Origin of the sequence: Shewanella sp. UCD-KL12 (assembly GCF_001957125.1) — a bacterium.
Lineage (GTDB): Bacteria > Pseudomonadota > Gammaproteobacteria > Enterobacterales > Shewanellaceae > Shewanella.
The window spans coordinates 1-23,452 of sequence record NZ_MPHJ01000028.1; the positions used below are offsets into that span (position 1 = coordinate 1).

A 23,452-nucleotide genomic window follows, 5' to 3' on the forward strand; every position below is an offset into this window, starting at 1 on the left:
ACAAACCTCTTTGATGGACTGGTTACGTATTAACCCCATCCAAAGCACGAGCCAGACTGCCTGCTGTGCAGGCAAACGGCGATTACGGATACTTGCCTTGTTGGCTGTGAGTAATGACTGCTCTATCCACTCTGAATCAATAGCCTCCATTACAGAACCATAAGACCCACTTTCTTCAACAGACTCATGAACTAGCTCAAGCTCTTGCGCAAACATAAAAAAATCCCCACCAGAATACTGGTAGGGATTATCTTTCATCTGCAGGATCGTTCAAGTCCTCTTAAACGATCGGCATTAAGTCTTGAGACTGGCTTTTTTATACCTTAATAAAGCTAGCTTAGTGAGGAGACTTAAGCACTTCAGGGTTGATTTGCACACTGCCAAGATCGCTAGATAACCAAACTTCACCGTCACTGATATTGTATTGAAGCTGCATATTACGAGACACAAGCTCTCCCATCTGCTTGACTTCATCCTCAGGAATATTCCAAACTTTTAAATTTTTATATCGCTCAAATGCTTTTTCATTTTGCTGCCACCATATAGGTACTGCACGTCCGCCATATGCGAAAAGCTGAACTTGCTTTGCTCTACCGCTAGCTTTACGAAGCCACTTCTCGTCGCTCTGACCAAACTCTACCCAGAGCTCAATTTCATCACTTAGCGTTTTTTGCCAGAGCTCAGGCTCATCTTCTACACAAAGCCCTTTACTAAACTCAAGGGTTTCACTGGCGTTAAGCGCAAAAGCCAGTAAGCGAACCATCATTCGTGAATCAGTCTCTGAAGGGTGCTGCGCTATCGTCAGTTGATGATCGTGATAATAACCGCGATCCATGTCAGCAATTTGTAGGGTAATTTTGTAAACGGTTGCTTTCGGGGCCATAAGTGTCTATATCTCTCAATTAATTGCCGCTAGTGTAACTCAATTCCACCAACGGCAGAGATATGTCGTTTAATTTTGTGCTATGACGGTATTTAAATCTCACCAGCTTTTAAGTGCTTAGCCATAGGAAAATAAGCTTTAAATTGATTAACTCTTTCTTTATCAGCATATATAAGGCTGCGTTGGCCCGCCTCATATCGCTTGGATAGTTCGCTAAAACTTGGTAGCCCGCCACGTTCAGCATCACGCCGGATAAACTCATTGAGCGTAAAAGGTAGCTCGTCAGAGCAGAATATAAAATCCAGTTTTTGCATTAAAGGCAATGCAGCAATAGGCAGCAAAACGGCTTGAGTCTCAGTATCAATCAGTAATATCTCTCCGTTTATCGACAAGTTGTCGAAGCCACTTTCATAATGCACTGATGTATCTATATCAAACTTGTCCCCATTGGCTTTAAAAAATTGCTCCCAAAACAGTTTTCGCTGTTTGAAATCAGGTAACCTTTGCTGTACATCTTTTCGTTTAGAAGCGACAAAATCAAACAGAGGCGATAATGATTGAGGCAACCACGACTCTAGTCGCGCTCTTAATTCACGGGCAAACACAGGTGCAGCACCAGCAGTACTGATAGCGATTTGAAGACGACCACGATCGATAATAGAAGGCGTGATAAACCGGCACAGCGAAGGGCTATCTACGACGTTTACCCAAATGCCTAACCCATCCGCTACATTGGCTAACTCCGCATTTAGTTTCTCATCCGCAGTCGCAAGATAGACAAGGTCAACACCTTGAATATCAGTTGAGAGGACACTACGATGAATCAGCTTTATACGCCCTTGATCCGCCCACTGGGCCACTTCATCACTGATATCGTTAGCAATGACTACAATTTCAGCTTCTGTCCTAGCCAATAAAGTTAACTTACGGCTAGCCACCTCTCCAGCTCCAACGAGCAAAACTTTTAGCTTCGCGGTGTCAACAAATAGGGGAAAGTACTGCATTGAGGGGCATTCCTAATCTTAAATTTATGAAAAAACAAAGGCTATATGCGGTCAATACACAATTTAAATCGCCTAAACGCCTAGTCTCTTAGGCATTTAGGCACTGACCGGCCTCATAATTAATATAACTCAATAGCTTGAGAGGGGAACTAGCTAGCATCGTTCAGCACTGCATTGCCAACACAACTCAAAACTTGACTCATTCATCTCGTGGCATTTAACACATTGCCATTGGGGACTATCGGCATTGAGTGATTCAAGCAAACTTTTAGCTTGTTCATATTTTGAATCACAAACCCAAAGCTCTACATTTTGTAAATCGACTGGCAGCTCACCGATCCCACCTAGCAAGGCTTCACCACGTAGCTCCACTTCAATACCACTCGTCTCTAACAGGCCCTTCCAGGTATGGGCTTGTAATAAATTACCACCCGCAACGATCCGACTGCGCTCTTCCATGTTTTTCCCTACATCTATTGCTCTTCTGGCAAATTTAAAGGTGTTACATATTAGTTAACTAATACTTGAGTGCCAATATCCTACTGCTAAATACTGAACACTGTCGAGAGTAAATATGGCCAAGAAAATGAATAACTAAGATTTCTGTTTTTACCACTGGAAAAAGCGTCGAATTGAGATGAAGTAACCAATAAAAAACCACCCGAAGGTGGTTTTTTAAATACTTGTTCAGTAGAAAAAGTTTAAGGCATCAGTGCGTCTTGATCCGCGCCTTCTTTTTCGATTTCAAAAAAACGACATCATAAAAATGATGCACGCTTAACAAGAATAGAAAAAGTTTAAGGCATCAATGCGTCTTGATCCGCGCCTTCTTTTTCGATTTCAACAGGCATCATGTGCTCACGATTGATCCCAAGCTTGATTGCTAGGAAACTCGCCACATAGATAGATGAGAATGTACCGACAAATATTCCCATCAATAGCGCCGTTGCGAACCCATGGATCATGGTGCCGCCCTTAAGGAACAGCGCGATAACCACAACGAGAGTCGTACCTGTAGTGATAATAGTACGGCTCATGGTCTGAGTGATTGATGTATTTACAATCTCCTCAGGCTCACCTTTACGGATCTTAAGGAAGTTCTCACGAATACGGTCAAATACAACAATCGTATCGTTCAATGAGTAACCAACAACCGTCAACACCCCCGCAAGTACAGTTAGATCGAAATCTAACTGGAACAGCGAAAACACACCTAAAGTAATGATCACATCATGCGCAAGTGCAGCAACAGAACCTAGTGCTAAACGCCACTCAAAACGGAAAGAAACGTAGATCAAAATACAGATAAGGGCAACTAAAACAGCTAAGCCACCTTGTTCTGCTAACTCTTGACCAATCTGAGGACCCACCATCTCAACACGTTTTTGGATAACTTGCGGATCCAGCTTAGTGGCCGCCTCCATAACGTGCTCTACTTGAGTCTCACTCTTTACGCCATCTTTAACAGGAAGACGAGTGATCACATCACGGCTTGAACCAAAGTTCTGTACCACGACGCCTTCAGTCTCTTCACTGGTTAATTCCTCGCGAAGTGCCTGTAGATTAGCAGTCGATGAAAACTCAAGCTCAACAACCGTACCACCGGTAAAATCTAATCCCCAGTTAATGCCCTTAGTCGCAAGCGACGTTAAAGAACCAATAACTAAAATTAGAGACAAGATACTGATTGGCACAGCATGGCGCAGAAAGTTGATCGAGCCTTTTATTGATAGAATCTGAAACATAATCAACTTTCCTTAAATAGACAGTTTCTTAACGCGCTTACCACCCCAAACAGCGTTAACTATTGAGCGGGTTCCCACGATAGAGGTGAACATAGAGGTCGCAATACCTATCATCAAGGTAACGGCGAAACCTTTCACTGCACCAGTACCTACGGCAAACAAGATAAGTGCTGTCATAAAGGTAGTAATGTTGGCATCAGCGATGGTAGAAAACGCATTTCCATAGCCTTCATGAATCGCCTGCTGAACACTACGACCATTTCTAAGCTCTTCACGAATACGCTCGTAGATAAGTACGTTACCATCTACAGCCATACCGACCGTCAATACCATACCTGCAATACCAGGAAGCGTAAGTACTGCGCCTGGGATCATCGACATCACACCGACAACCATGACTAAGTTAGCCGTCAACGCAAGGTTGGCAATAAGACCAAATCCACGGTAATAAACCAGCATGAATAGAAGTACAACTGCCATACCCCAGATCATCGCCTGCATACCGTTAGCGATATTCTCAGCACCTAAGCTTGGGCCAATGGTACGTTCTTCAACAATAACAACTGGTGCAATCAAAGCACCGGCACGAAGTAGAAGCGCTAAGTTTTGTGCTTCAGCATGATCAAGACCAGTAATAACAAAGTTTCGACCAAGACGCGCTTGAATCGTCGCTACAGAAATAACTTCTTCAATCTTTTGCAGCTTGACACTACCATCCGGATTCTTCTCGCCGTTGTCGACATATTCAATGAACAAGGTCGCCATTGGGTTACCAATGTTATCCTTAGTCACGTTAGAGAAGATTGAACCACCTTTAGAGTCAAGGTTAATACTGACTTGAGGACGGCTATATTCATCAAAAGCTGGCTGTGCGCCTTGAATATGGGTACCAGAAAGCATGACTTCTTTATAAAGCGCTACTTGTCCACCTTGGCGGCGATCATATATCTGAGAATTAGCAGATACGCGACCACTTGCAATAGCAGCTGCATCCGCTTTTTCATCAACCATACGGAATTCAATAGAAGCGGTTGCACCTAGAATCTTCTTAGCACGAGCGGTATCTTGTACACCAGGAAGTTGAACAATAATACGTTCAGCACCTTGACGTTGTACCACAGGTTCAGCAACACCTAACTCATTGACTCGGTTACGAATCGTGGTCATATTCTGCTGTAAAGCCTCTTCTTTAACCTGCTTCAAATAGTTTTCACTAAGGTTGGCAAGTAAGAAGTAATTATCACCCGATGAGATATCAGAAAACACCATGTCATTGCCACGGCTTTTAAGAAAGCGCTCAGCTTTTGCTAGGTTCTCTGCATCGCGGAACTTGATTTCGATACCTCGAGCACTCTCACGAATGCCAGCATAACGAATTCTTTCACCACGAAGATCGGTACGAAAGTCAGCCATCTTAGACTCGGTCATCTTTCGAACGGCTTCGCCCATCTTCACTTCCATCAAGAAGTGAACACCACCACGAAGATCCAGACCAAGCTTCATTGGGCTTCCGCCCATAGTCTCCAACCACTCAGGAGTAGCAGGTGCTAAGTTTAAGGCGACGGTGTATTTGTCCCCCAGCGCATCAGCGATTGCTTCCTTAGCGAGTAACTGCTGATCGCCATCCATCACACGAACTAACAGTTGACCATTTTCAAGCTCTGAACGCTTTATCGCAATATTATTGCTGGTAAGAGCATCATTAACTGTAGACTGAGTTGCTACAGTTACCTCAGCCCCTCGAGTGGCCACTACCTGGACAGCGTAGTCTTCACCGAAGAGATTCGGAATTGCATAGAAAGAACCTACTAAGATGATCAAGGCCACCAATAGGTTTTTCCACATTGGGTATTTATTTAACACACCATCGCCCTCTTGGCTTTAAAGTGACTTGATAGAGCCTTTTGGCAATACAGCCGCAATGTAGTCCTTCTTAATTGTGATTTCAGATGTTTCATTGATAGTCAGCAAAACATAATCGTTTTCGTCACTGATCTTTGCAATCTTACCCAAAATACCACCGCTGGTGAGTACTTCATCACCTTTGCTTAATGAACCCATTAGGTTCTTGTGCTCTTTGACACGCTTTGACTGCGGGCGGAAAATCATAAAGTAGAAGATCAGGCCGAATATAACCAGCATGAAAATTAACTCCATGGTGCCACCAGTTGCTGGAGCATCTGCAGCGTACGCATTTGAAATGAACATAGTTATCTCTTCTTATTAGCAGTAGTTAAAATTAATCGGATAGTTTAGGCACTTCGCGACCTTGACGGGTATAGAAGTCCTCAACAAAGGCGTCTAATGTACCTGTCTCGATTGCGCCGCGCAAACCTTCCATCAACCTTTGGTAATATCTCAGGTTGTGAATGGTGTTTAAACGAGCACCTAAAATTTCGTTGCAACGATCTAAATGGTAAAGATATGCCCGCGAGTAGTTCTTACAGGTATAGCAATCACAAGTAGCATCGAGTGTGGAAGTATCATCACGATGACGCGCATTGCGTATCTTAATCACACCTTCACTGGTAAACAGATGACCGTTTCTAGCATTACGAGTTGGCATGACACAATCAAACATATCAACGCCACGACGTACACCTTCAACGAGATCTTCAGGTTTACCGACCCCCATCAAGTAACGAGGTTTATCTGTAGGAATTTGAGGGCATACATGCTCCAAAATGCGATGCATATCCTCTTTAGGTTCACCTACAGCTAAACCACCGACGGCATAACCGTCAAAACCTATATTAACTAGCCCGTTCAAGCTTTCATCACGTAGGTCTTCGTAGACGCCACCCTGAATGATGCCAAATAACGAGTTAGGGTTTTCTAATTTATCAAACTCATCTCTTGAGCGCTGAGCCCACCGAAGAGACATCTGCATTGATTTACGCGCTTCGTCTTCAGTGGCTGGATACGGAGTGCACTCATCAAAGATCATCACCACATCGCTGCCTAGCGAGCTCTGGATCTGCATCGACTTTTCTGGATCTAAGAAAATTTTCTCGCCATTAATCGGCGAGCGAAAATGCACGCCCTCTTCGGTGATTTTACGAATATCACCTAAGCTAAAGACTTGAAAGCCACCTGAATCGGTTAAGATTGGACGCTGCCAGTTCATAAAATCGTGAAGATCACCATGTTTGCGCATGATCTCTTCACCAGGGCGCAACCAAAGGTGGAAGGTGTTACCTAGAAGAATATCAGCGCCTGTTTCACGCACCTCTTCTGGCGTCATGCCTTTTACAGTGCCGTAGGTACCGACAGGCATAAATGCTGGCGTCTCAACCGTACCACGTTCAAAGATCAATCGACCGCGACGAGCACGGCCATCAGTTGTATCTAATTCAAATTTCATTATTTTCACCTCGCCAGATAAACAGTCTGACTTACTTTTGCTTACACAGAGATTAGTCCTTCCGTATAAGCTGACATTAACACTATAGATAAGGGCAAACTACTGAGTATCAACCCCGTATCATCAAAATATCTTCGCAGAAATCGAAGCTAAAAAAATACCCACCTCATCTTCTGGGTGGGTATTTTAAAGCAATTTGCACTATTAGTTCGGCTTTTTAGTCACAAACATGGCGTCACCATAGCTAAAGAAGCGGTATTTTTGAGCAATCGCGTGTTGATAGGCGTTTTTTACCTCATCAAAACCTGCAAATGCACTCAGCAGCATGATTAACGTCGACTCAGGTAGATGGAAGTTAGTCACCATGGCATCAACGACTTTGAATTCATAACCTGGATAAATAAAGATATCAGTATCACTGCAAAACGCTTCAAGTTCAGCTTCACTGGCTTTGGCTGCACTCTCTAATGAACGAACTGAAGTCGTACCAACTGCAATGACACGGTTCCCTTTCGACTTGGTCGCTATGACTTTATCAACCACCTCTTGGGATACTTCCGCCCACTCAGAGTGCATTTGATGTTCGAGGATATTATCAACCTTAACGGGCTGAAATGTACCAGCGCCAACATGAAGTGTCACAAAGGCAGTATCAACGCCTTTATCAGCTAATGCTTTTAAAATAGTATCGTCGAAATGTAAACCAGCAGTAGGTGCTGCAACCGCACCTGGCGTTTCATTATAAACAGTTTGATAACGCTCTTTATCTGCATCTTCATCAGGACGGTCGATATAGGGGGGTAGCGGCATATGGCCGACCTCCTCGAGCACCTCTAGAATCGTTTTATCAGACAATAACTTTAATTCAAATAGTGCATCATGGCGTTGAACCATAATCATCTCATAGCCACCATCAAGGCAGATAATTGAATCTACTTTTGGGGATTTTGAGCACCTTACATGGGCTAAGAGGCTTTTATCATCTAGCATGCGCTCGACGAGTACTTCAAGCTTACCACCCGTTTGTTTTTTACCAAACAATCGCGCGGGGATCACTCGGGTGTTATTAAACACCATAAGATCGCCAGGGTTGACCAAGTCTAAGATATCAGTGAACTGTTTGTCAGTAACTAGACCACTTTCCCCATCTAAAGAAAGCAATCTTGAAGATGTACGATCGGCGGCAGGATAACGAGCTATTAGCTCATCAGGAAGTTCAAACGAAAAATCAGTCACGCGCATGGTTAGTCTCTGCTTAGCATAAATCCGGCGCTAGTCTATTGGCACAGAGACATAAGATCAACAATCAGTTGTTGCTTTTGCTCTCTTCAAAGGAAGTTGACTGCTCATTGATATCGAAATCCTCTTTACGATAGCTGTGTTGCTCATAAGGGATATCAACTTGAACTCGCTTGCGTTGAGCTTGCTCATTTTTGGTAAACATTTTTGAAAACCAGTTCCACATCATCCTTGATCCTTAAAACCGATAGTTGCAGGAATAAATAGCGATGCACATCCTTAAGAAAGTCCCTGGCCCAAATTTAATTAGGTAAAGCCTTTCTTAGCATCGGGTGGCATGATAACGTGAAACTTGAGTTTTCACCAAGAAAATTAACAAAAACGTCATGAACTTTCTTGCACACCTACATTTAGCCGACAACAGCAATACAAGTCTGGCAGCGAATATCGCAGGCGACTTCGCCAAAGGAAATATCCTTAACTTCCCCAAACACCTACAGCAAGGGCTTTGGTTACATAGACAGATCGATCAGCTGACCGATACCCATGAGTTAACGAAAGAGCTCGTTACTAAATTTCCAAAATCGTTAACCAGAGCCGCTCCCATATTAATAGATCTTAGTTTCGATCATATGCTGGCAAAGTACTGGGATGAGTATCATCACCTCGATTTAGATAAATTTGCAGTGAACGCTTATGATGCCATAGAAGCCTGTGAGCACTTACCAGAGCAACTTCAGCAACTTGCCCCAAGGATACGAAGTGAAAACTGGCTTGTAGCCTATAAAAGTAAAAAGGGGCTTCACCAAACCATTAACTCGGTCTCAAAGCGTGTTTCAAAACCTGAAATTTTTCAAGGGGCAGTTCAAGCTGTAGATAAACTCGACATCGAAATCGAGATAGCATTTAGAACTTTTTACCCTCAACTGATGGCCTACAGTAAAATTTGGACGAGAAAAACACCTGACGAATATTTGTAGCTTTGCGGCATTAGCAGCATAAATCCCCTTTCAGTCAGCCTTTGTAATTTTCAACCTCAATGGTTTTTGTTAGAATTCTCTTTCACAGGAGAATTCATGCAAATATTCACTTATACCCCGCCCGCTATTCCATGGTTAGATATCCGCTATATTGATAGAGATATTATCGTTATCAATAAACCTTCTGGGTTGCTCTCCAACCCTGGGCGCGCTGAAGCTACCTTTGATTGCGCTATCAACAGGGTCCTGCAACGCTATCCAGAAGCTATTCTCGTTCACAGACTTGACTGTGCCACATCCGGAATCATGGTGTTTGCACTCAATAAAAAAGCAGAATCAAATATCAAAACTCAATTTCAAAATCGGTTGAGTAAAAAAACCTATATCGCTGAAGTACAAGGTCAATTAAAAGAGCAGCAAGGTGTCATAGAGTTAGCAATGAAAGCTGATAAGACAAGGCCACCTCTTCAAGAGATAGCGACAGACGGCAAACCCTCTAAGACCTATTTTTCAGTGCTAGAAAAGAGAGCAAAAAGTACATTAGTAGAGCTTAAACCTGTTACAGGAAGAACACATCAGCTTAGGCTGCATATGTTGGCACTTGGACATACCATTTTAGGTGATGAGTTTTACGGTGATGAGGGCGTTGTCGCAGCAGCTGATAGGCTCAGGTTACATGCGATGTCACTAACAATCAGTCACCCCTTCTCTAAAAAAGAGATGACTTTCAAAAGTGCTCACCCTTTTCATAGCAATGAATAAAGAGCGCCATAGCAAAGCATCAGCATGCTAACCCCACGCTGATGCAACAAAATTTTAATCACACATTGATTTGCTAGGCAGCCTTAACGGTATAAAAACACTCGTTAGAATTACAGATTTGCAACTTGCCGTCATCTGACAGCAGAAAATATTCACCAAAAATATTCCCGCCATTGTCCTCTAACTTTAATCCTTCAGCAGTTTTCGTACTAACCATCAGGTCTAAACTATGGCAACCATCACTAGACCAGATCTCAAGGTAGACCTTATCTAACTGCTTATACAAGGTTAATTTATTTGATGTGGCATCACGCTCATCGACCCATCGACCTATCACTTCTCGGCCAGTAAGATCTTTATCCTGCCACCCAAGACGTTTTCGTTTATCCACTACTGACATTTTAATCACCTTGAGTAATTCTCTACTTTCATCTGGGCGATCTGGGTATTGCATGGTTTCAACCATTGAATTCATTTCAATTAACTCCATTGAAACTTGTTATGTTAACGGTTTGTATGGATTTAAAGCTAAGTTGAGATTCTTGATACCTTAACCTGCTTAAATTCAGTGTAGCTTAGTAACTGTATAAAAGTGTATCGCATATGTACAATAAAAATGCGACATAAGTCACTTTATATGCATTGCATTAGTGAAAAATGATTTATTTACTCTAATCATCCGATGAGTACAAAACCTGCATTTGAAACCGCTATTTTTGTTATAACAGTAGCATCATAAAATAATAAACGACCAGATTTCAACTTCAAGCTATTGAAGCTGAAATAATAGTTCGTATACAGCTACCTCCTACAGGAAATATCATGAAAAATGTTGATCGCCGGGGATTCTTAAAAGCCGCAGGTGCCACTACAGCCGGTCTAGTCACTGCGGGCGTGTCACTACGCTCTGCAGCTGAAACACTTGCTAACCCACAATCATCTAAGACAATGCCAAGAAAGCCCTCTAGCAAATCAGTTATGGGCCTTACCGTTCCTAAAATGGAAACCGTTAGAGTGGGGTTTATCGGCGTTGGACAACGAGGATACGGTCATGTTAAGCACTTTTGTCACTTAGACGGTGTTGAAATCATCGCTATCTGTGATACCCACGAAGAAGTGTTGAACCGTTCAGTTAAATTTGTCACTGAGCAAGGACTGAAAACACCTGCAACCTATACTGGCAATAATCATGCTTACAAAGAGATGCTACAACGAGATGACATAGATATAGTGATTATCTCTACCCCATGGAAATGGCACGCGCCTATGGCAATAGACACTATGGAAAACGGTAAACACGCCTTTGTAGAGGTTCCCTTAGCCATGACAGTCGAAGAGTGCTGGCAAGTTATCAATACCGCAGAGCGTACTCAAAAAAATTGCATGATGATGGAAAACGTCAATTATGGACGAGGTGAACTCATGGTGCTAAATATGGTTCGTCAGGGTGTATTTGGTGAGCTTTTACATGGAGAAGCTGCATATATTCATGAACTTCGTTGGCAGATGAAAGAGATTAATCATAAAACGGGTTCATGGCGTACTGATTGGCACGCTAAACGAAACGGTAATCTATACCCAACTCATGGTTTAGGGCCTGTTTCTCAATATATGAATATTAACCGTGGTGACAGGTTTGATTACCTCACCTCAATGAGCTCTCCAGCACTTGGCCGTGCTATGTATGCCCAGCGTGAATTTCCTGATGAACACCAACGTAATCAATTGAACTACATTAATGGCGATATGAGTACCACGCTCATCAAAACGATAAAAGGCCGGACGATAATGGTTCAACATGACACCACAACGCCTCGCCCTTATAGTCGCCATAACTTAATCCAAGGAACCAATGGTGTATTTGCCGGTTTCCCCAATCGGATCGCACTAGAAAATGGCTCACTCGCCATTGACGAAAAAGGTGAGCCACTCAGTTATCACAAGTGGGATATGGATATGGCAAAGTGGTACGATAAATATGATCATCCATTGTGGCAACGTATGGGTAAAGAAGCTGAAAAAAATGGCGGACACGGCGGAATGGATTTCTTAATGCTTTGGCGAATGGTCTATTGCTTAAGGAATGGCGAAGCCTTAGATCAGGATGTTTATGATGGTGCAAGCTGGTCTGTAGTCAATATTCTTAGCGAGCAATCACTAGACAACCGCAGCAACTCTGTTACCTTTCCTGATTTTACTCGCGGGGAGTGGAAAACTGGCACACCATTGCCAATTGTTACAGCTTAATAAAAAGCTCCTAGGCTTTATCACCTAGGAGCTTTTAGCTTTATGACGCTCTACTTAATCTAACTATTTGATGATGCCTTATTCTCAGCAGCTTCACACGCTGCAGCGGTAAAGATCACATCAGTTGAACTGTTCAGTCCAGTTTCAGCAGAGTCTTGAATCACACCGATAATAAAGCCAACGGCAACAACTTGCATCGCTACATCGTTTGATATTCCAAATAAGCTACAGGCGAGTGGAATAAGCAGTAGTGAGCCTCCTGCTACACCCGATGCACCACATGCAGACACTGCAGCGACAACACTTAATAAGATGGCTGTCAGCATATCGACTTGAATGCCCATTGTGTGCACAGCTGCAAGCGTTAACACTGTGATAGTGATAGCGGCTCCGCCCATGTTAATCGTGGCACCCAGCGGAATTGACACTGAGTAGGTATCTTCATGTAACTTAAGCTTGTCACACAACGCCATATTAACTGGAATGTTTGCAGCACTTGAGCGAGTAAAAAATGCCGTAACGCCACTTTCACGTAAACAGGTTAATACTAGCGGATATGGGTTGCGTCTAATTTTTATATAAACAATTAGCGGATTCACGACTAAAGCAATAATAGCCATGGCCCCGAGTAACACTGCTAGCAGCTGAGCATAACCGGCAATAGCGGCAAAACCAGTTTCAGCGAATGTTGCAGCAACTAAACCAAAGATACCAATAGGTGCCAGACGAATAATAAAGCGAACCATCTGAGAGATACCATGGCTCACATCAGAAAATACCTGCTTCGTTGAATCACTCGCATGATGGAGCGCTAATCCTAAACCTACACCCCAAGCCAAAATACCGATGTAATTGCCGGTCATTAATGCATTAACAGGGTTATCAACCAATTTAAATAACAGAGTATGCATCACCTCACCGATTCCCTCCGGAGGAGTCGCTCCCTCTGCCCCGGTCGCCAGTACTAAGGTGGTTGGGAACGCAAAGCTCATCAACACTGCTGTTAATGCTGCAGCAAAGGTGCCAAATAAGTAGAGAATAACAATTGGACGCATATTCGTTTTAGCATTCTTCTTTTGATTGGCAATGGATGCCGCAACTAAGATAAACACTAAAATAGGCGCAATTGCCTTTAATGCCCCAACAAAGAGACCTCCAAGAAAAGAGACACTTTGTGCAGCACTTTGAGAGAAAGTCGCCACTAAAATACCAGCGATAATTCCGAATAAAATTTGCAGCACTAAGCTGCCGTTAGCGAGTCGCGCTAACAGAGAGCGATTTTCATTCATTAGTTTGCCTGTTCATTATTATATTTTATTTGTTGTTTACAATCTAAAGCTGTAACCCTAGCGAATTACTTACACTAATCACGCTTTGATTGATATTCCTTCACAGGGTGTTGTATCTAACCTGACTACACATGTCTAGTATTACAGTGTAAACAGCTGACTATATTACCCATTAGCAGCATCATATTAACAGAATACTAAACATTAGCGTTTCGTTGTTCTGCACCACGTAGCATTGCACTGATCAATTCATGAGCATCAAACTTAGTTAATGCTTCATTGGCACCAACTTGATGAGCTTGGCTAACACTGATCTCGCTGGAAAGCGATGTATGTAAAATAATATACGCTGAAGCTAATGACGGCGTATTTTTAACTTCAAAGGCTAACTCATATCCATCAAGCCCAGGCATCTCAATATCACTAACCAGTAGATCGATCCCCATGCCATCTTTTTCTGCTTGCTCCATAATCGACAGTGCATCGCGACCATCGGATGTAACTTGATAAGGGATATTGATACTGTCTAGTGCATCAGACAACTGCTTACGTGCAACCTTTGAGTCATCAACGAGCAAAATATTAAGAGGCTTAAGCTTTTCACGCTGTACATCGGTTAAAATGGCGCGAGTTGTCTCAGGGCTAGGTGGGTATATCTTGGACAGCAGTAACTCTACATCGAGTAGCTGCACAAGTTGCTCCTCAAAGTGAGTCACTCCTGTGAGATAGGCATTACGGCCTAAATTGTCAGGAGGTGATTCGATATCTCGCCAATTGCACTCTATGATTTTATCGATAGATCTGACCAAGAAGCCAATCACCATACGTTGGCAGTCAGTGATAATAATGTAACTTTTTGCCAACTCCTCCTCTGTAATAGGAAGATAGCCAACAGCACAGGCCATATCAATAATAGGAATGGTATTCCCTCTAATTGTCGCTGCGCCCATAATCGTAGAATGTGATTGCGGGATTGCGCTTAAAGGGGTATAGGGGACCAGCTCTCGGATCTTAAGTGTACCAAGCGCGAACAATTGTGTCTGTGACAGACGAAAAAGCAATAAGCCCTGGGATTGGCTAGCCTTACTCTTCATTAGTGTACCAAATTGAAACAAAGTAATGATGTAAGTTTAATCTACCACAGTGGAAATAAGATGACACCAATCAAAATAGGGTAAACTAGCTCTCAACTACCGCTTTTATAGCTGAGACTCGATAGGAAATAATGCAAGAAAATCAGCCATAAACTTACGCCAAAAACCAGCATCAGGCTCAGCATATATCGTAATACCTTTTTCCTCGTCTAACCATATTAGCTCATTATCCTCAAGCCCAAGCTTATAAGCTGTTTCCGGCAAGCTGTTTTTTAATCCCACCACAACCTCATTTGAAAAGCTGGCATTATGGAACATGATCCCCATCTCTGTATTGATATGGGCGGATCTTGGATCAAAATTAAACGAGCCAACAAAAATTGACTCACTATCTATAATGAAAGTCTTGGCATGTAAACTAGAACGAGAGCTGACGGACCATGATTTTGGCTTCTTTTTAGGATCGGCCTTCACTTCATATAATTCAATACCAGCTTCAAGTAGCGACTGGCGATAACCTTGATAACCAGCATGAACAGCAAGTACATCGGTTGCCGCTAAACTATTGGTGATAATAGTGATATCTATACCTAAGCCCGCAGCTTGAACCAAACTCTTTGTGCCCTCTCTTGTAGGTACAAAATAGGGAGAGACGATTAATACTTCTTTTTCAGCTTTAGAGAGAAACTTAGAGAGGTCGGCGAGTAACCACTCTTCTTTAGCCTGCTTGCGTGCTTTCTTGGGAGGATCAAAAACGACTTCACTCTCACCCCAGTACCAGTTGAGCGAGTTATCCTGAATTTGTTGTAGAAGCTGGCTTAACTTTAAACGGCTCACATATTCATTGCTTTCGAAAGCTTCACGCTCAAGCTCTAGCAAACTGCCAAGTTTGGCTAGGTCTTCATTAGGCAACATACCAGTGTTTAATGCTTCTATGGGATAACTCACATCAGCATTCCAATATTGATCAAATTGCTTTGAAACTTCATCAACCGCGTCACCGATAACCATGAGGTCAAAATCACCAAAGTCTACTTCTTCATTATTTGAGAAGTACTCGTTACCTATATTGCGCCCACCAACAATCGTTGCAGAATTATCTACAGTTAAAGACTTATTGTGCATTCTGCGATTCATTCGTGAGAAGCCCGTTAAAAACTCAATCCCTCTTAGGCCTCTAGAAAATGAGGGGTTAAAAAGCTGAACCTCAATATTGGGATGACTGGCTATATTAATCAAACCTTGGTCTAAGCGTTTAGTTGTCAGGTCATCTAATAAAATTCTGACTCGGACGCCACGCTCAGCAGCATCAAGAAGATGCCAAAGAAGTAACTTGCCGGTATCATCGCTACGATAAATATAATATTGAAGATCGATACTCGTATTCGCAGACTTGATCAGAGCCAACCTACCGATAAAAGCATCGAGACCATTAACTAAGGGAATGACACCAGCTTTACCAGGGTGCTGGCGAACGAGCGGTTCGACATAATTAGCTAATGGTGAGTCCACTTTGGGAGAAAGGCGAAAACTGGTCGATTTATCGGTTTGAACGGGCGCGCTGCTACACGCAGACAACAGAAGAAATAAAACTGAAAACACACCCAAATGCAGTCTACTTATTGCCATCCTAGCTCCTGTTGCCTTCCTCGATATTTATGGATTAATCTTGCAAAGCATATAGCACATCAAATGCGAACTGATCCCAGCCCTCAGCACTAAATGCGATATCTCGAACAGATCGAACTTGGCTTACTGCGTGTAATGGAGCTGCACCATTTTCCATCAAATAATATGCCATTATCAAACCCGTTCTATCTTTTCCTGAGCGACAATGAATCATCACAGGCGTATCGGTCTGCTCACACTCTCTGATAAATGCTAATGCTTTAGGCAACTGTGCTACACACAAGGCTAAATCATCTTCCTTTGGCGGAATATTATTGGAAAACGGAATACACGCGTAGTGCAGACCCGCATCAATAAATGCTTGAGGTTCACACTTCTCACCACCATTAACAGAAAGCACAGCGCCAATTCCACAGCGCTTTATCTCGTTAAGATCCCACGCATCCTTGTTAGGTCCACTGCGTCCAGCAATTTTGTCTTCAACTAACCAAAACAGATGCTGCATAACCTTTACCTACTAAATAAAATTTCAAATAAATCAGCACACTTTTATAATCAACATGATTAAATTAATTATAAAATCGAGTACCATCAAACACGATTAGCGTAATAGCTAGGATTACTTTTTTGCCCATAATTCTGCGTTAACCTTAGGCTGCCGATTACGCTTCTTTTTCCCCATGCCCTCAGGTGCAGCCATAGGTTTAATCTCTCGCGATGGGCAATCTATTGGGGCCTCTTCATCGGCTTCAAAACCTTCAATTTGCTCGCGTTCAAGCTTAATCTTATTCTTCTTTTCAATGATCTTGAAATGATGATATTCATCATGTGATATCAAGGATAAAGCAAGACCTGCTTCTCCAGCACGTCCACTTCGACCAATGCGATGCATATAATCTGCAGGGCTTCGCGGGAGCTCATAGTTAATAACAACAGGGAGCTTATCGATGTCGATACCGCGAGCTGCTATATCGGTAGCGATTAACACGTGCGTTTCACCACTCTTGAATGCTTCAAGCACTTTAGTTCTTGCCCCTTGGGACTTATCACTGTGAAATATTTGTGCTGCAACACCCGCTTTAGCTAGCTTTTGTTCGAGTCGATTACACGTGTTCTTTGCACTTGCAAAGACTAAAACCTGTCGCCAATTATTCTCTTTAATAAGATGTGCGAGTAATGCCGTTTTACGGTTTCGATTAACCGTATACACCTGCTGTGTGATGCTCGCTTTCTCTTCAGATTGGATCTGAATTTCGACAGCTGATGTGAGTAAGCTATCTGTAAGCGTCTTCACTTCTTCAGGAAAAGTGGCAGAGAAAAGCAATGTTTGCTTGTGTTTAGGAAGTAATGCAAGTATTTGATTCAATTCCTCAGTAAAGCCAAGGCTTAGCATACGATCTGCTTCATCAAGTACTAAAGTTTTTACATTTTCAAGCTTGATAGCATTGCTTGATATAAGATCAAGCAGTCGACCAGGCGTTGCGACTAAAACATCAGCACCACCTCGCATTGCCAACATTTGTGTATTTGCAGATACTCCGCCAAATACCGCCTCAACTTTTAATCTAGGCTTGATTAGCTGCCCATAGCTTTTAAAGCTATCCGCGACTTGTACGGCGAGCTCACGTGTAGGTACTAATACAAGTGAAGTGACCTGATTACCTTTAGCGACACTTGCTTTGCTTTTTGCCAATTTATGCAACATAGGCAGAGCAAACGCTGCAGTTTTCCCTGAACCTGTTATCGCTCCAGCTAACAGGTTCTTGCCTGCTAAGATAGCTGGGATAGCCTTGGCTTGAACTAAGGTCGGCTGAGTGTATTCAAGTAACGCGATGCGCTTTAACAGTTCCGGGATTAACCCAAGTTGTTCGAATGAGCTTGTAAGTTTAGTTTTTGAGGAGTCGACTTGGGTCATAGAATAGGAGAGATCCGTTAAAAAGAGCCTGATATTAAATATGGCGCATATTCTACGCTAGATCAGCTGGGAAAGCTGTTTAATTTAGCCTTAGCAACGAGAGCTGTATTCCAGAGACGGCTAATCATTAAAATTACCCGAGTTATGACAACTTAAATCCATTTACCTGCTCTACGTCTAACAAAGACTTTTTCATATCTAAGCCATGAGCATAACCAGTTAAACTACCATTTTTGCCTATCACTCTATGGCAAGGAATGATAATTGCGATTGAGTTAGCGCCATTAGCAGCGCCAACGGCTCTTACTGCTTTAGGTCTATTAATACGATTGGCAATATCGCCATAACAGCAAGTTGCCCCATACTCTACCGCTAGTAATGCTTGCCACACCTCTTTTTGAAATTGCGTTCCTTTTGGGGCAAGCGCCATAGTGAAATGCTGACGATGCCCAGCAAAGTACTCCTCTAATTGCTGCTGGGTAATCGCAAGGTGATCATAAGCTTTACTATTAAACTCACTGCACTCAGTTAATTCCTGTAGATGTTCAGCTAACCGTAGATGAGTTAAGCCACACTCATTGGCTTGAATATAAAGTTCGCCGACTGGAGAGCTAATATTTTTCGACGCAATGCCCTTCTCATTTCGAAGAATATCTTCGTTTACTTCAACAAAATTAAGATTTAGATTTAATCCACTCATGATAAATTCCATAGTTGAAATGTAAGGTAGCTTCCCCAGGGAGACACTTGTTCAGCTAGCAGCTTAGTTAATTCGGCATAATCGCTTGTTGGTAACACAGCTTGATTAAACATCAATGACTCAGAAGCTTTAGGCGCTGTAGACTGATTGCGCTCTTCATAAAGCTTAAGTACTCGTTTCTTTACAACAAGATCAGAGCAAAGCAACACATTAGGATCCCCTAGCCCTCTCATCTTGGCATAAGCAATTGTCCAAGGTCCTATCCCTTTAATGGATAACCAATCCTCTACATCGCCATTAGGATGTTCACTGACATATTGACCCAGCGCATTGAGTGCCGCTTTCCTTGCGCCAGGCATTTTAAGCTCATTAAGCGGAGCTGTTGCTATAGCTTGCGGAGTTGGAAATAAAATGACTTCCTTATCAGCAACTTTTAGTCTCTTACCATAAGTTTCAACGAGTTGATTAAGTAATTTTGTAGCTTGAATGATACTGACCTGCTGGCCAAGCACTGCTCGACAACCAGCCTCAAACAGTGACCAAGTACCAGGCAGTCTCAAGCCTGTAATGAGCTTGTCACCCAGGATTGAACTTGACGTAATTGCAGCTTCTACTTGTGTCATATCCGCGTCTAGATCTAATAGCCTTTTGATATGACCCACTACATCCTTTAGATTCGATAGCTCATCACTGCTAGATAAATAGATAGATACGTTGAAGCCATGCTTATCCGCTTCATGAGTCGCTTCAAAATAGCCAGATACGTTATCTAGTTGAAAGCTCCTACCATAACCGCAGTTTTCAACTACCCACTCCATACCTTCAACCATACGCACTTGATGAAATGCCAACTGTTTATCCCAATCTAGTGGCGGCCTATATGAAAAAAACAGTGATAGTGCGACCCCAGATTTATCCGATAAATTAAATTGCTTTTCATCGTAGTTCACAGCTTGCTTTCGTAGTGCTGATGGCGTTAATTTCAGGCTTGCTTTAAATGACTCATTGAACCGTCTAACACTGTTAAAACCAGATGCGAATGCGACTTGAGTTACCGGTAAATCAGTTTGATGCAATAATTGCTTAGCGAACATCAAATCCCGAAACTGAGCATATCTTTTAGGTGATGTACCGAAATTATCAGTGAATAGCTGTCGCAGATATCGACTAGAAACCCCTAATTTATCAGCAAGTGCTTCAATGGTAATAGCATCGGGTCCTGACAGTACGCCAGACTCCACTAATGCAAGCGCCCGCTCTATGCTAGTTCTCGTGCCTTTCCAAGCGCTAGAGTTTGGCGCGCTATCCGGACGACATCGCAAACATGGTCTTAAGCCTGCAGTGATAGCGCTAATAGCGGAATCAAAGTAGCGAACATTTTTTTCTTTTGGCGCCACAGCAGGACAGATTGGTCGGCAAAAAATGCCTGTGGTTAATACTCCGATAAAAAACTTGCCATCGAAACGAGAATCGCGAGCTAATCTGGCCTTACGATAAGATTCATTAGAAAGTTGCTTGCATGGTTGATTCATAGAAAGTGAAGTACGAAAACGGATAATAGACCCACTTTACTGAATTTGTTTGCTATCGACTAGCGGAAAACGGAACCCAACAAAGGCAAAGTTAATATAAAGCTAATACAAGGTTAACTCTACGCAGTAATGTACGATATGCTATCAACCAATAAAATTCTCACCATGACAGAGATAGCGATGTTTAAAAATTTTGAGAACTGGGTTGATCCCCTCCCGCCTGCAGAACCTGAGCAGCCCCCGAAGGGTATCTATGCTTTTTGTCGTCACTACACTAAAGGTTTTGAACGTCCGCTCATTTTAATGTCTATTTTAACCGCTATTTTAGCTGTTTTAGAGGTGTCATTATTTGGATTTATGGGCCAACTTGTCGACTTATTAGTGGCCAATGATCCAGAGACCTTATTTGAAAATGAAGGTAAACGACTCATAGGGATGACAATCTTAGTGTTAGTCGTGATCCCAGCTATTGTCCTGTTACACGCGCTGATTGTTTATCAAGGCTTATTGGGTAACTATCCTATGTCTATTAGATGGTTAGCTCATAGATATTTACTTAAACAAAGTGTCTCATTTTATCAAAATGACTTCGCAGGCCGAATAGCAACTAAAGTCATGCAGACTTCTCTAGCGGTACGAGAGACAGTCACTAAATTATTAGATGTACTTGTCTACATATTGGTCTACTTTACCTCGATGATCGTTATGATTGCTAATTCAGATCTACGCTTAATGCTACCAATGTTAATTTGGCTTGCCTTATATATTGGCCTGCAAATGAAGTTTTTACCAAAGCTTAAACAAGTCTCTACCGAGCAAGCAGATGCACGTTCAAATATGACTGGTCGTATCGTAGACAGTTACACTAACATCACTACTGTGAAGCTATTTTCTCACACCCAGAAAGAAGCAGACTATGCTCAAGGGAGTATGAAAACCTTTCTGCACACTGTATATAGGCAGATGCGACTCGTGACCGGCATCAATGTCAGTGTTCAAATCATAAACTATTTACTTGCCTTCACGATTGCAGCAGTCTCTATCTGGCTGTGGACATCTAGCGCGATCACCGTTGGTGCTATCGCAATTGCGATAAGCCTCGCTCTCAGACTGAATGGCATGTCTCAATGGATAATGTGGGAGATCAGTTCACTGTTTGAAAATATTGGCACTGTGGCTGATGGCATGAATACCTTATCTAAGCCTACAGAAATTGAAGATCAAAAAGATGCACAGCCTATGTATGTCAAACATGGAGCTATCGACTTTACCAATGTGAGTTTCCACTATGGTGAAGCCAGCGGCGTTATAGATAACTTGAACCTCAATATCAAACCCGGTGAAAAAGTCGGCCTGGTGGGTCGCTCAGGTGCAGGCAAGTCAACGTTAGTTAACTTGCTTATGCGCTTTTATGATGTAGAGCAAGGCAACATTCAAATAGATAAGCAAGACATTGCTCAAGTTCAACAAGATTCATTACGTGCCAATATTGGTATGGTAACCCAAGATACCTCATTACTGCATAGATCTATCCGTGAAAACATACTTTACGGTCACCCTGACGCTTCTGAAGAGGAGCTAATGGAAGCAATCAAATTAGCTCAAGCCTATGACTTTATTCAAACCCTCTCAGATCCAGATGGCAATATTGGCCTTGATGCACAAGTTGGTGAACGAGGAGTCAAGCTATCTGGCGGCCAGAGGCAACGTATCGCAATCGCCAGAGTCTTATTAAAAAATGCCCCCATACTGCTACTCGACGAAGCAACTTCGGCACTAGACTCTGAAGTTGAAGCTGCAATTCAAGAAAGCTTATATCAACTCATGGAAGGCAAAACTGTAATCGCAATCGCTCACAGACTATCCACGATTGCTGCGATGGATAGGTTAATTGTTTTAGATGAAGGCAAAATTGTAGAGCAAGGCACGCACTTAGAGCTAATCAACCATGGTGGAATTTATGCCCAGCTTTGGGCGCATCAGACTGGTGGATTCCTCGGCATTGACTAGTCAATACAAGGACTCAAACAGCCATCCTTGAGATGGCTTTTTATTACCTGTTTTAATCAGTTCATCCACTGAACGAAAGCAGTACCAAACTACAAGTATCCACTCCTAGATTATGCCTGTTGAATCAGTACTCAGATAAGCACGCCTCATAGGTAGCTAATAGAGCCAGACGATTTATCCTTCAGACATGTATAACAAATATTTTATTGGATATTAGCAGATACCCACAGCTCTCAAATCGTAAAATAAGTAAGAAGCAGCTTCAACACCAACACCAACACCAACACCAACACCAAAGTGTATCGATAATATGCTATTAGTGGAAAACAGATAGTCGAAAACAGATTAATTAATAAATTTTAAACACAAAAAAACCACCTATAAGGTGGTTTAAATGTTTGCTCAACCTAAAGAAGCTGAACAATGAATATATGGTGGAGCCTAGCGGGATCGAACCGCTGACCTCAACACTGCCAGTGTTGCGCTCTCCCAGCTGAGCTAAGGCCCCATTTCACGTATTAAACATGAAATTCAAAATAATGGTATCCCCAAGGGGATTCGAACCCCTGTTACCGCCGTGAAAGGGCGGTGTCCTAGGCCTCTAGACGATGGGGACCCGGACTGCATTAGACTCTGCAAAGAGTGAATACTCGTTAAGTTTTGTAGGCTAAAACTCAACGCTTTGTAAATAGTGGTATCCCCAAGGGGATTCGAACCCCTGTTACCGCCGTGAAAGGGCGGTGTCCTAGGCCTCTAGACGATGGGGACCCGGACTGCATTAGACTCTGCAAAGAGTGAATACTCATTAAGTTTTGTAGGCTAAAACTCAACGCTTTGTAAATAGTGGTATCCCCAAGGGGATTCGAACCCCTGTTACCGCCGTGAAAGGGCGGTGTCCTAGGCCTCTAGACGATGGGGACCCGGACTGCATTAGACTCTGCAAAGAGTGAATACTCATTAAGTTTTGTAGGCTAAAACTCAACGCTTTGTAAATAGTGGTATCCCCAAGGGGATTCGAACCCCTGTTACCGCCGTGAAAGGGCGGTGTCCTAGGCCTCT

General features: G+C 42.7%; 22 protein-coding genes and 4 tRNA genes. 4 read left to right on the forward strand and 22 right to left on the reverse strand.

Annotation, left to right across the window (positions count from 1 at the left end; genetic code table 11):
* The 10 genes from BM736_RS24125 to BM736_RS25275 all read right to left on the reverse strand — a co-directional run.
* A partial coding sequence (locus BM736_RS24125; RefSeq protein WP_179079089.1) for a transposase domain-containing protein occupies positions 1-216 on the reverse strand: 216 nt, incomplete at its 3' end.
* 121 nt (positions 217-337) lie between these two features.
* A complete protein-coding gene (locus BM736_RS24130; protein WP_076416818.1) occupies positions 338-883 on the reverse strand; it encodes a YaeQ family protein in 546 nt (181 codons plus the stop codon).
* 92 nt (positions 884-975) lie between these two features.
* Positions 976-1,887: a bifunctional precorrin-2 dehydrogenase/sirohydrochlorin ferrochelatase gene (locus tag BM736_RS24135; RefSeq protein ID WP_076416819.1), complete on the reverse strand. Its 912-nt coding sequence runs from the start codon at positions 1,885-1,887 to the stop codon at positions 976-978.
* A 153-nt stretch (positions 1,888-2,040) separates the two neighbouring features.
* Complete coding sequence (locus BM736_RS24140; protein WP_076416820.1) at positions 2,041-2,346, reverse strand: DUF2007 domain-containing protein; 306 nt, start codon at positions 2,344-2,346, stop codon at positions 2,041-2,043.
* A 338-nt stretch (positions 2,347-2,684) separates the two neighbouring features.
* The gene (secF, locus tag BM736_RS24145; protein WP_076416821.1) at positions 2,685-3,632 is read right to left on the reverse strand and encodes a protein translocase subunit SecF; all 948 of its coding nucleotides are present in this window, start codon (positions 3,630-3,632) and stop codon (positions 2,685-2,687) included.
* Positions 3,633-3,644: 12 nt separating this feature from the next.
* Positions 3,645-5,495 carry a protein translocase subunit SecD gene (gene secD, locus BM736_RS24150; protein WP_076416822.1) on the reverse strand — a complete coding sequence of 617 codons (1,851 nt, stop codon included), beginning with the start codon at positions 5,493-5,495 and terminating at the stop codon, positions 3,645-3,647.
* Between the two features lie 18 nt (positions 5,496-5,513).
* On the reverse strand, positions 5,514-5,840 hold the full coding sequence (yajC, locus tag BM736_RS24155; protein ID WP_076416823.1) for a preprotein translocase subunit YajC: 327 nt from the start codon (positions 5,838-5,840) through the stop codon (positions 5,514-5,516).
* Between the two features lie 31 nt (positions 5,841-5,871).
* A complete protein-coding gene (gene tgt, locus BM736_RS24160; RefSeq protein WP_076416824.1) occupies positions 5,872-6,996 on the reverse strand; it encodes a tRNA guanosine(34) transglycosylase Tgt in 1,125 nt (374 codons plus the stop codon).
* A 204-nt stretch (positions 6,997-7,200) separates the two neighbouring features.
* Entirely contained in the window at positions 7,201-8,238 is a 1,038-nt protein-coding gene (queA, locus tag BM736_RS24165; RefSeq protein ID WP_076416825.1) for a tRNA preQ1(34) S-adenosylmethionine ribosyltransferase-isomerase QueA, read from the reverse strand.
* 64 nt (positions 8,239-8,302) lie between these two features.
* Complete coding sequence (locus BM736_RS25275; RefSeq protein ID WP_179079105.1) at positions 8,303-8,464, reverse strand: hypothetical protein; 162 nt, start codon at positions 8,462-8,464, stop codon at positions 8,303-8,305.
* 157 nt (positions 8,465-8,621) lie between these two features.
* Between BM736_RS25275 and BM736_RS24170 the strand changes: the two genes are divergently transcribed.
* Complete coding sequence (locus tag BM736_RS24170) at positions 8,622-9,215, forward strand: ACP phosphodiesterase (RefSeq protein ID WP_076416826.1); 594 nt, start codon at positions 8,622-8,624, stop codon at positions 9,213-9,215.
* Positions 9,216-9,311: 96 nt separating this feature from the next.
* Positions 9,312-9,977: a pseudouridine synthase gene (locus BM736_RS24175; protein ID WP_076416827.1), complete on the forward strand. Its 666-nt coding sequence runs from the start codon at positions 9,312-9,314 to the stop codon at positions 9,975-9,977.
* A 73-nt stretch (positions 9,978-10,050) separates the two neighbouring features.
* On the opposite strand, the gene BM736_RS24180 is transcribed toward BM736_RS24175, so the two are convergent.
* Complete coding sequence (locus tag BM736_RS24180) at positions 10,051-10,452, reverse strand: hypothetical protein (protein WP_076416828.1); 402 nt, start codon at positions 10,450-10,452, stop codon at positions 10,051-10,053.
* A 347-nt stretch (positions 10,453-10,799) separates the two neighbouring features.
* Between BM736_RS24180 and BM736_RS24185 the strand changes: the two genes are divergently transcribed.
* Positions 10,800-12,224, forward strand: a complete 1,425-nt coding sequence (locus BM736_RS24185) for a Gfo/Idh/MocA family oxidoreductase (protein ID WP_076416829.1) — start codon at positions 10,800-10,802, stop codon at positions 12,222-12,224.
* Between the two features lie 59 nt (positions 12,225-12,283).
* Here BM736_RS24185 and sstT read toward each other — a convergent pair whose 3' ends face one another.
* The 7 genes from sstT to BM736_RS24220 all read right to left on the reverse strand — a co-directional run bounded on the left by sstT (position 12,284) and on the right by BM736_RS24220 (position 20,383).
* Positions 12,284-13,513 (reverse strand): serine/threonine transporter SstT, encoded by a 1,230-nt coding sequence (gene sstT, locus BM736_RS24190; protein ID WP_076416830.1) that lies wholly within the window; start codon positions 13,511-13,513, stop codon positions 12,284-12,286.
* Between the two features lie 197 nt (positions 13,514-13,710).
* Positions 13,711-14,607, reverse strand: coding sequence for a chemotaxis protein CheV (locus BM736_RS24195; protein ID WP_076416831.1), 897 nt, complete (start codon positions 14,605-14,607; stop codon positions 13,711-13,713).
* Between the two features lie 105 nt (positions 14,608-14,712).
* Positions 14,713-16,236 carry a phospholipase D family protein gene (locus tag BM736_RS24200; RefSeq protein ID WP_076416832.1) on the reverse strand — a complete coding sequence of 508 codons (1,524 nt, stop codon included), beginning with the start codon at positions 16,234-16,236 and terminating at the stop codon, positions 14,713-14,715.
* A 34-nt stretch (positions 16,237-16,270) separates the two neighbouring features.
* Positions 16,271-16,741, reverse strand: a complete 471-nt coding sequence (locus BM736_RS24205; protein ID WP_076416833.1) for a dual specificity protein phosphatase family protein — start codon at positions 16,739-16,741, stop codon at positions 16,271-16,273.
* A 114-nt stretch (positions 16,742-16,855) separates the two neighbouring features.
* Entirely contained in the window at positions 16,856-18,151 is a 1,296-nt protein-coding gene (locus BM736_RS24210) for a DEAD/DEAH box helicase (RefSeq protein WP_076416834.1), read from the reverse strand.
* Positions 18,152-18,293: 142 nt separating this feature from the next.
* Positions 18,294-18,851 carry a methylated-DNA--[protein]-cysteine S-methyltransferase gene (locus BM736_RS24215; protein ID WP_143562478.1) on the reverse strand — a complete coding sequence of 186 codons (558 nt, stop codon included), beginning with the start codon at positions 18,849-18,851 and terminating at the stop codon, positions 18,294-18,296.
* On the reverse strand, positions 18,848-20,383 hold the full coding sequence (locus tag BM736_RS24220) for an AlkA N-terminal domain-containing protein (RefSeq protein WP_076416836.1): 1,536 nt from the start codon (positions 20,381-20,383) through the stop codon (positions 18,848-18,850). The genes BM736_RS24215 and BM736_RS24220 overlap by 4 nt, the downstream gene beginning before the upstream one ends.
* A gap of 180 nt (positions 20,384-20,563) precedes the next feature.
* On the opposite strand from BM736_RS24220, the gene BM736_RS24225 reads away from it, so the two are divergent.
* Positions 20,564-22,393 carry an ABC transporter ATP-binding protein gene (locus BM736_RS24225; RefSeq protein WP_076416837.1) on the forward strand — a complete coding sequence of 610 codons (1,830 nt, stop codon included), beginning with the start codon at positions 20,564-20,566 and terminating at the stop codon, positions 22,391-22,393.
* A 432-nt stretch (positions 22,394-22,825) separates the two neighbouring features.
* On the opposite strand, the gene BM736_RS24230 is transcribed toward BM736_RS24225, so the two are convergent.
* The 4 genes from BM736_RS24230 to BM736_RS24245 all read right to left on the reverse strand — a co-directional run bounded on the left by BM736_RS24230 (position 22,826) and on the right by BM736_RS24245 (position 23,313).
* Positions 22,826-22,901, reverse strand: a tRNA-Ala gene (locus BM736_RS24230).
* Between the two features lie 32 nt (positions 22,902-22,933).
* Positions 22,934-23,009: transfer RNA gene (locus BM736_RS24235), tRNA-Glu, on the reverse strand.
* Between the two features lie 76 nt (positions 23,010-23,085).
* Positions 23,086-23,161 (reverse strand) — tRNA-Glu (locus BM736_RS24240).
* 76 nt (positions 23,162-23,237) lie between these two features.
* A tRNA-Glu gene (locus tag BM736_RS24245) sits at positions 23,238-23,313 on the reverse strand.
* Positions 23,314-23,452 lie beyond the last annotated feature (139 nt).